Genomic DNA, 6,775 nt, shown 5'->3' with positions numbered 1-6,775 from the left:
CGCTGTCATACGAGACATAGAGTTCGGGAACGGGGGCGGAGTGGGGATTTTGCATCGTCGAACCTGCTGTAGCCTGCCGCCGGGTGCGGCGTCGTTGCCGCCCTAGCGCAGGCCACGCCTCGGCCTCAACCTCGCTGCGCGGGCCGGGCGCATTCTGGACCGACATTCGTGCATTTCGACGACAATGCGACGAAACTCCTCCGATCGGTGCGGATTGGGGGAACGTCCGTTCGCGCCGTTACTGCGCGGGTTCGACCGGAGCGCCGTAGCCCAAAGGCTCGCGCTCGTCGCGGCCCTCGTCCTGACCCTGCTCGGCCAGCCAGCGCTCGGCCTCGAGCGCGGCCATGCAGCCCATCCCGGCGCTGGTGACCGCCTGCCGGTACACGTGGTCCGTCAGGTCGCCCGCCGCGAAGACGCCCGGCACGCTGGTTTCGGTCGTGCCGGGCTTGGTCACGACATAGCCGCCCAGCTCGGTCTCCAGCTGGTCCTTGACCAGTTCCGACGCCGGAGCGTGGCCGATGGCGATGAACACGCCGGCCACGGGCAGATCCGTGATCTCGCCGGTTTCGACGTGGCGGGCGCGGAGGCCCTCGACGCCCTTGGGGTTGTCGCTGCCGTAGATGTTCTCGATCGCGTGGTTCCAGAGGACCTCGACCTTGGGATGCTCGAACAGGCGCTTTTGCAAGATCTTCTCCGCGCGCAATTCGTCCCGGCGGTGGATCAGCGTGACCTTGGACGCGAAGTTCGTCAGGAACAGCGCCTCTTCGACCGCGGTGTTGCCGCCGCCGACCACGGCGACCTCCTGTCCGCGATAAAAGAACCCGTCGCAGGTCGCGCAGGCCGAGACGCCGAAGCCCTTGAACGTCTCTTCGGACGGCAGGCCGATCCATTTCGCCTGGGCTCCGGTGGCCAGGATCACCGCGTCGGCCGTGTAGGTCGTGCCGCTATCGGCCTGGGCGGTGAAGGGGCGCCGGGACAGGTCCAGCGACGAGATGTGGTCGGCCACGATCTCAGCCCCCATCTCGCGGGCGTGGGCCTCCATCCGGACCATCAGGTCGGGACCCATGATCGACTGCTCGCCGGGCCAGTTCTCGACGTCGGTGGTGATGGTCAGCTGGCCGCCGGGCTGGATGCCCTGGATGATCACGGGTTCGAGCATGGCGCGGGCGGCATAGACGGCGGCCGTGTAGCCCGCCGGCCCCGAGCCGATGATGAGTAGCTTGACGTGACGGGCGTCTGCCATGATGACCTCCTGCGATTTCGGACCGGATATAGGCCGTGTGGCCACGGGCCGAAACCCCGTAACAATGTTGCGCGACAGCGAAACATTATTGCGGAAGTTACCGTTCGCGCTTAGGTATCGCGCGCAACTTACCGAGGATAACATGCCCGGACAGAAACTCGACGCCATCGACCGCAAGATACTCTGCGAATTGCAGCGGAACGGGCGCATGACCAACGTGGATCTGGCCAAGCGCGTCGGGATTTCGGCGCCCCCCTGCCTGCGGCGCGTGCGCACGCTGGAAGAGCAGGGCTTCATCCGGGGCTACCACGCCCGCGTCGATCCGCGTCAGCTCGGGTTCGAGGTGCAGGTGTTCGCGATGGTCGGCCTGCAGAGCCAGGCCGAGGCGGATCTTTCGGCCTTCGAGGGGCGGTGCCGCGACTGGCCGCTCGTCCGCGAGTGCCATATGCTGAACGGCGAGGTCGACTTCATCCTGAAATGCGTGGCGCCCGATCTGTCGACCTTCCAGACGTTCCTCACATCCGAGCTTCTGACCGCGCCGAACGTGGGCAGCGTCAAGACGTCGCTGGTGATCCGTGCGGCCAAGGAGGCGCCGGGCGTGCCCTTCGACGTGCTCGAAGCGCGCGTGACCCTGGCGCCCTGAGGCGTCAGATCGCCGCCTGCTTCAGCGCCTCGCCCTGAAGGCGGGGCAGGACCAGGTCTCCGAAATCGTCGAACCCCTCGATATGCGGGAACATCGACAGGTAAAGCGCCGCTATCTCGGGGGCCAGCAAACCGGTGCGCGGCCCCGGGTGCACGCTTTCCAGCTCCACCCCGTTGGCGGTGAAGGTCACGTGGCCGTCGAACCCGAGGTGGAAGACCTGCATGGCCGAGACGGGGCGGATGCGGATCACCGTTTCGCTATCCTCCAGCGCCGCGACCGGCATCAGCGCGGCCTCGGCACCGATCAGCGACTGCAGCCGCGTGCGTCGCGAGACGATACGTGCGGCGGGTCCCAGCAACAGGTCGGGGCTGGGACGCGTGGGGCCGAACGCCTCGGCGGCGATGCGGAACAGCCCGACGTTGCGGTGCTGCGGCGCGATCACCCGGCTGCCCTTCCAGCGCAGCGGCAACGCGCCGCGGTCGGTGACGATCCGGTCGCCCGGCAAGACGTCCTCGACCGCGACGGGGCCGTTCGGGGTCTGGATCAGCGCCCCGCGCCCCAAGGCCGCGAAAGCGTCGGTAAAGATCGCAAGGCTCGGCCCCATGCGCGCGCGCTCTTCCACCATTCCGTCCGGCCCGGCCCAGGTGAAGCTGTAGCGCGTGTCGAACGGCACCGGCGCCGCGACCCGAGAGGGCGCCGGGGCAGGGCGCCGCACCGTCCACGGCTGCGAGGCGGGCGGGAAGGCGCCGCTGCGGGGCAGGTCCTTCATGCGCCGCCCCCCCGCTCAGGCGCTGCGGGCGTGGACGGACTTGCGGGCGCCATGCTGGAACGGCAGCGCCGGCATCGGCATGGCGGATTGGGCAATGGCGGTGGCAAGCCAGCGGCGGGTGGTCATCGGCATGTTCCTTGCATCACGTCCTGGGTGACGGCCAAGCTCGCGCCGGAATGGGGCGCTTCGATGACGCGGGGCAGGAGATTCGGGGGCGGTTCAGTTCAATCGCACGACCGAGATCAGCCGCCCGTAATCCGCCTCCAGCCGGTGCGTTGCGCGCCGGTAGGAGAAGAACGTGTCCGGCTCGCGATAGGTGCAGCGCCCGATCCACTCGGCCTCGACCCCGGCAGCGCGCAGCCGGTCCAGCCCAAAGCCCACGAGGTCGAACATCAGCCGGTCGCCCTTGCCTTGCGCGAAATAGCGCACCGCCTCGGGGTCCTCGACCATGAAATCCTCGAGCATCTCCGGTCCGACCTCGTAGGCCGCCTGGCTTATCGCGGGTCCGATGGCGGCGCGGATGCGCAACCGTTCGGCGCCCCGTCCCACCATCGCCTCGACCGTGTTCTCTATCACGCCGCCAAGCGCGCCCTTCCATCCGGCGTGGGCCGCGCCCACGACACCCGCCTCGTCATCGGCCAGCAGGATCGGCATGCAATCCGCCGTCAGGATGCCCAGAGCCACGCCCGGCACCGAGCTCACCATCGCGTCGGCTGAACCCGCCGCCGCGCCGCCACGTTCGACCACGATCACATCGGCCGAGTGCACCTGCGGCACGGTCGCCAGCCCCTCGGGCGCGACGCCCATGGCCGCCGCGACCCGCGCGCGGTTGATCCGCACCGCATCTCCCTGATCGCTCGAGCTGAGCGCGCAGTTCAACCCGGCGAACACGCCGGACGAGGCGCCGCCGCGGCGGGTGAAAAACCCGTGCCGAACCGGCGACAGCAGGTCCGAGGTCAGGTATCCGACGCTCATCTCGCCTCCAGTCCCGGCGGAGGGCCGGCTTCATCGTGAAAGGACATGACCTTGAAAAGGTGGCCCATTTCGTCGGGGTGCGTCAATCGCCGATGCGCGGCGACGTGAGTGTCGAGCGCCTCGCCCGCAAGCCCCCGCGCCAGCGCGCGCGCGCGGTCGGTGATGCCGAGCCGCTCCAGCCAGACGCCCTGTGGGGTCACGGTGCTTGCCGCACAGGGCGCGGCGCCGGCCAGCGCGCCGAAATCCACGTGGGCCGTCAGATCGGCCTGCCCCGGATGGGCGAGCGGACTTTCCTTTTCGTGATCCCGCACCGCCTGGAACGTGTCCCCGAGCGAGGTTTCCTGCCCATAATCGGACATCAGCGCCACGCCGCCCCGTTCGGCGATCCGCGCGCCGACCGTCTCGGCCAGCGCACGCGACGCGCCGCTCGTCTCGACCGTGTCGCCGTCCTGCGTGTCGGCGAGACGCGGCTCAAGCTCGGCGTAGCGCGTTGTCTGGGCAAGCGCGAAGGCCAGTGCATCGTCCCGCAGGCCCACCATCCGCTCGCGCCAGCCGTCCCCGTCGCGCAGGAACTGGCGGACGGGCAGCGCGTCGAAGAATTCGTTCGCCACCAGGAACAGCGGCCCCGCGTCGGGCAGCGCGTCCACGGTGTCGCAGAAGGCCGGCGCGTACTCCGCCAGCGCCAGCGCCTGCGCCGCGCGCAGCGGCGCAGACACCTCGACCAGCGCCAGCCGCATCGCGTCGTGGAACCCGCGTACCCCCCGCGTCGCGCGCAGCGCGTCGGCCATCAGGGTGCCGCGGCCCGGCCCAAGCTCGGCCAGCACGAACGGATCGGGCCGCCCACGCTCCAGCCAGGCCTGTGCGAGCGCCAGCCCCACCAGCTCGCCGAACATCTGGCTGATCTCGGGCGCGGTGACGAAATCGCCCGCGGCGCCCAGCGGATCGCGGGTGGTATAATAGCCGTGCTGCGGATGCATGAGGCAGGCAGCCATGTACTCGGCCACGGTGATCGGCCCGGTCACCGCGATCTGCCGGGCAAGGATCTCTGCCAGCGGCGTCATCGCCGCCGCCACGCGTTCACGACGAAAGCCGCACCGATGGCAAGCATCGGCAGCGACAGGAGCTGCCCCATCGACAGCCCGGCCGCGCCGATCTGCACGATGTAACCCATCGGGTTGCTCTCGGTGATGAACTGGGGATCGGCCTGGCGCACCAGCTCCACCAGCATCCGCGAAATCGCGTAGCCCATCAGGAACACGCCCGTGAGCGCGCCGGGACGCTTGAACCAGCCCCGGCGGAACGCCAGCACGATCAGGAGCGCGCCCAGCACCAGCCCTTCGAGCGCGGCCTCGTAAAGCTGCGAGGGGTGGCGGGCGCACAGCCCTTCGACGCCGGGACAATGCTGGGCGGCGGGGCCCGGAAAGATGACGCCCCACGGAGCGTCCGTCGGCCGCCCCCAAAGCTCGGCATTGATGAAGTTCGCGATCCGCCCAAGCAGCAGCCCCGGCGGGGTCGCCAGCGCCATGAGGTCCAGCATCGACAGAACCCGGATCCCGCGCGACCACGCGAACCAGAAGCCTGCCGCCGCGACGCCCAGCATCCCTCCGTGGAACGACATGCCGCCTTGCCAGATCGCGGGGATCTGGGCCGGGTTCTCGAAATAGTAGGCCGGCTGATAGAACAGCACGAAGCCCAGCCGCCCGCCGATCAGGATGCCGAGAATCACCGCGGTCATCAGGTCCTCGACGTCCTTGGCGGTGAAAGGCGACAGGTTGCCGGGCCACAGCGCCGGGCGCCGGACGGCCCTCGTCGCCAGCCTCCATCCCAGCAGGATGCCCACGATATAGGCCAGCGCGTACCAGCGCAGCGCCAGGGTGAAGCCGCCCACGTCGATCGAGAAGATCTCGGGGCTGATGTCGGGGAAGGGGATGGCCAGAAGCATGGCGCGGACAAAGCGGTCGCTCGGGTCGGAAGTCAACCTTGAGATTCGCGGTGGCGGCACTCATATCTGCGGGAAGCACACCAAGGGGGCCGCGATGCAGACGCGCAACAAGATGTTCGACGACCTGAGCCAGCTGATGACCAACGCCATGGGCGTCGCGCAAGGTGCGCGGACCGAGGCCGAGACTGCCATGAAGGGCATGATCGACCGCTGGCTCGCCGATCGCGATTTCGTCACCCGCGAGGAATTCGACGCCGTCCGCGCGATGGCGCAGAAGGCCCGTGAAGAGAACGAGGCGCTGAAGGCCCGGCTCGACGCGCTCGAGGGGCAGAATCAGCCCTCCTGAGCGCGCCGCTCCTATCCCGCTGACATACCGGGGCGCACATCGGCGCCCCGCTCCTCGCCGAACACCTCGTCGAAGGTCTGGCGCAGGGCGACGTCCACGTCCTCCAGCGTGACCGGCAGGCCGAGGTCCACGAGGCTCGTCACCCCGTGCTCGGTGATCCCGCACGGAACGATACCGCCGAAATGCGACAGGTCCGGCTCGACGTTGATCGCCAGCCCGTGCATCGACACCCATTTCTTCAGCCGCACGCCGATCGCCGCAACCTTGTCCTCGCGCGGGCGTCCGTCCGGCCCCGGCGCCTTTTCGGGGCGCACGACCCAGACGCCGACGCGGCCCGCGCGCATCTCTCCGGTCACGTTGAACCGGTCGAGCGTCGCGATCACCCACGCCTCCATCTGTGCCACAAAGCGGCGCACATCGCGCCCTCGGGCTGCCACGTCGAGCATGACATAGACGACCCGCTGCCCTGGCCCGTGATAGGTGTATTGCCCGCCCCGCCGCGTCTGAAACACCGGAAACCGGTCGGGATCGACCAGATCCGCCGCCTGCGCCGACGTCCCGGCGGTATAAAGGGGCGGGTGCTCCAGCAGCCAGATCAGCTCGTCCGCCGTCCCTTCGCGGATCGCCGCGGCGCGGGATTCCATCTCGGCCACGGCGTCTTCGTACGCCACAGGGGCCTCGCTCACGCGCCATTCGACCATCGTTTTCTCCTTGCGAGTCGGTGCTCGTAAATTTCGCGAAAAAAACCGCTTTTCAACCGCAGACGTGTCAGCTAAACCCCCGCCACCCGGCCGGGAGCACATGCGGTCGTGGCGGAATGGTAGACGCGCAGCGTTGAGGTCGCTGTGGGGTAACAC

Annotated in this window: 8 protein-coding genes; 2 read left to right on the top strand and 6 right to left on the bottom strand. The window is 68.9% G+C overall.

What is annotated here, in order from left to right; translation table 11 throughout:
- Positions 1-238: 238 nt before the first annotated feature.
- On the bottom strand, positions 239-1,243 hold the full coding sequence (gene trxB / locus ACFDS3_RS18165) for a thioredoxin-disulfide reductase (protein ID WP_375263761.1): 1,005 nt from the start codon (positions 1,241-1,243) through the stop codon (positions 239-241).
- 142 nt (positions 1,244-1,385) lie between these two features.
- Between trxB and ACFDS3_RS18160 the strand changes: the two genes are divergently transcribed.
- Positions 1,386-1,886, top strand: a complete 501-nt coding sequence (locus ACFDS3_RS18160) for an Lrp/AsnC family transcriptional regulator (protein ID WP_375263760.1) — start codon at positions 1,386-1,388, stop codon at positions 1,884-1,886.
- A gap of 4 nt (positions 1,887-1,890) precedes the next feature.
- Here ACFDS3_RS18160 and ACFDS3_RS18155 read toward each other — a convergent pair whose 3' ends face one another.
- The 4 genes from ACFDS3_RS18155 to lgt form a co-directional block, all read right to left on the bottom strand.
- Positions 1,891-2,655 (bottom strand): Hint domain-containing protein, encoded by a 765-nt coding sequence (locus ACFDS3_RS18155; RefSeq protein WP_375263759.1) that lies wholly within the window; start codon positions 2,653-2,655, stop codon positions 1,891-1,893.
- 219 nt (positions 2,656-2,874) lie between these two features.
- Complete coding sequence (gene pgeF, locus ACFDS3_RS18150; protein ID WP_375263758.1) at positions 2,875-3,630, bottom strand: peptidoglycan editing factor PgeF; 756 nt, start codon at positions 3,628-3,630, stop codon at positions 2,875-2,877.
- Complete coding sequence (locus ACFDS3_RS18145; RefSeq protein ID WP_375263757.1) at positions 3,627-4,691, bottom strand: class I SAM-dependent methyltransferase; 1,065 nt, start codon at positions 4,689-4,691, stop codon at positions 3,627-3,629. The genes pgeF and ACFDS3_RS18145 overlap by 4 nt, the downstream gene beginning before the upstream one ends.
- A complete protein-coding gene (gene lgt, locus ACFDS3_RS18140; RefSeq protein ID WP_375263763.1) occupies positions 4,688-5,572 on the bottom strand; it encodes a prolipoprotein diacylglyceryl transferase in 885 nt (294 codons plus the stop codon). The genes ACFDS3_RS18145 and lgt overlap by 4 nt, the downstream gene beginning before the upstream one ends.
- A 94-nt stretch (positions 5,573-5,666) precedes the next feature.
- Between lgt and ACFDS3_RS18135 the strand changes: the two genes are divergently transcribed.
- Positions 5,667-5,918 carry an accessory factor UbiK family protein gene (locus ACFDS3_RS18135; protein WP_375263756.1) on the top strand — a complete coding sequence of 84 codons (252 nt, stop codon included), beginning with the start codon at positions 5,667-5,669 and terminating at the stop codon, positions 5,916-5,918.
- A gap of 11 nt (positions 5,919-5,929) precedes the next feature.
- Here the strand turns inward: ACFDS3_RS18135 and lipB are convergent, their stop codons facing one another.
- Positions 5,930-6,721 (bottom strand): lipoyl(octanoyl) transferase LipB, encoded by a 792-nt coding sequence (lipB, locus tag ACFDS3_RS18130; protein WP_375263762.1) that lies wholly within the window; start codon positions 6,719-6,721, stop codon positions 5,930-5,932.
- Positions 6,722-6,775: the final 54 nt, after the last annotated feature.

Source organism: Palleronia sp. (assembly GCF_042089775.1).
In the GTDB taxonomy this organism is placed as follows: domain Bacteria; phylum Pseudomonadota; class Alphaproteobacteria; order Rhodobacterales; family Rhodobacteraceae; genus Palleronia.
This window is presented reverse-complemented; position numbering and strand designations above follow the sequence as displayed.

Coding starts and splice junctions, on each gene's coding strand:
- ACFDS3_RS18145 (WP_375263757.1), bottom strand. CDS start 4,691: ATGACGCCGCTGGCAGAGATCCTTGCCCGGCAGATCGCGGTGACCGGG.
- ACFDS3_RS18160 (WP_375263760.1), top strand. CDS start 1,386: ATGCCCGGACAGAAACTCGACGCCATCGACCGCAAGATACTCTGCGAA.
- ACFDS3_RS18155 (WP_375263759.1), bottom strand. CDS start 2,655: ATGAAGGACCTGCCCCGCAGCGGCGCCTTCCCGCCCGCCTCGCAGCCG.
- trxB (WP_375263761.1), bottom strand. CDS start 1,243: ATGGCAGACGCCCGTCACGTCAAGCTACTCATCATCGGCTCGGGGCCG.
- lipB (WP_375263762.1), bottom strand. CDS start 6,721: ATGTGCTCCCGGCCGGGTGGCGGGGGTTTAGCTGACACGTCTGCGGTT.
- ACFDS3_RS18135 (WP_375263756.1), top strand. CDS start 5,667: ATGCAGACGCGCAACAAGATGTTCGACGACCTGAGCCAGCTGATGACC.
- pgeF (WP_375263758.1), bottom strand. CDS start 3,630: ATGAGCGTCGGATACCTGACCTCGGACCTGCTGTCGCCGGTTCGGCAC.
- lgt (WP_375263763.1), bottom strand. CDS start 5,572: ATGCTTCTGGCCATCCCCTTCCCCGACATCAGCCCCGAGATCTTCTCG.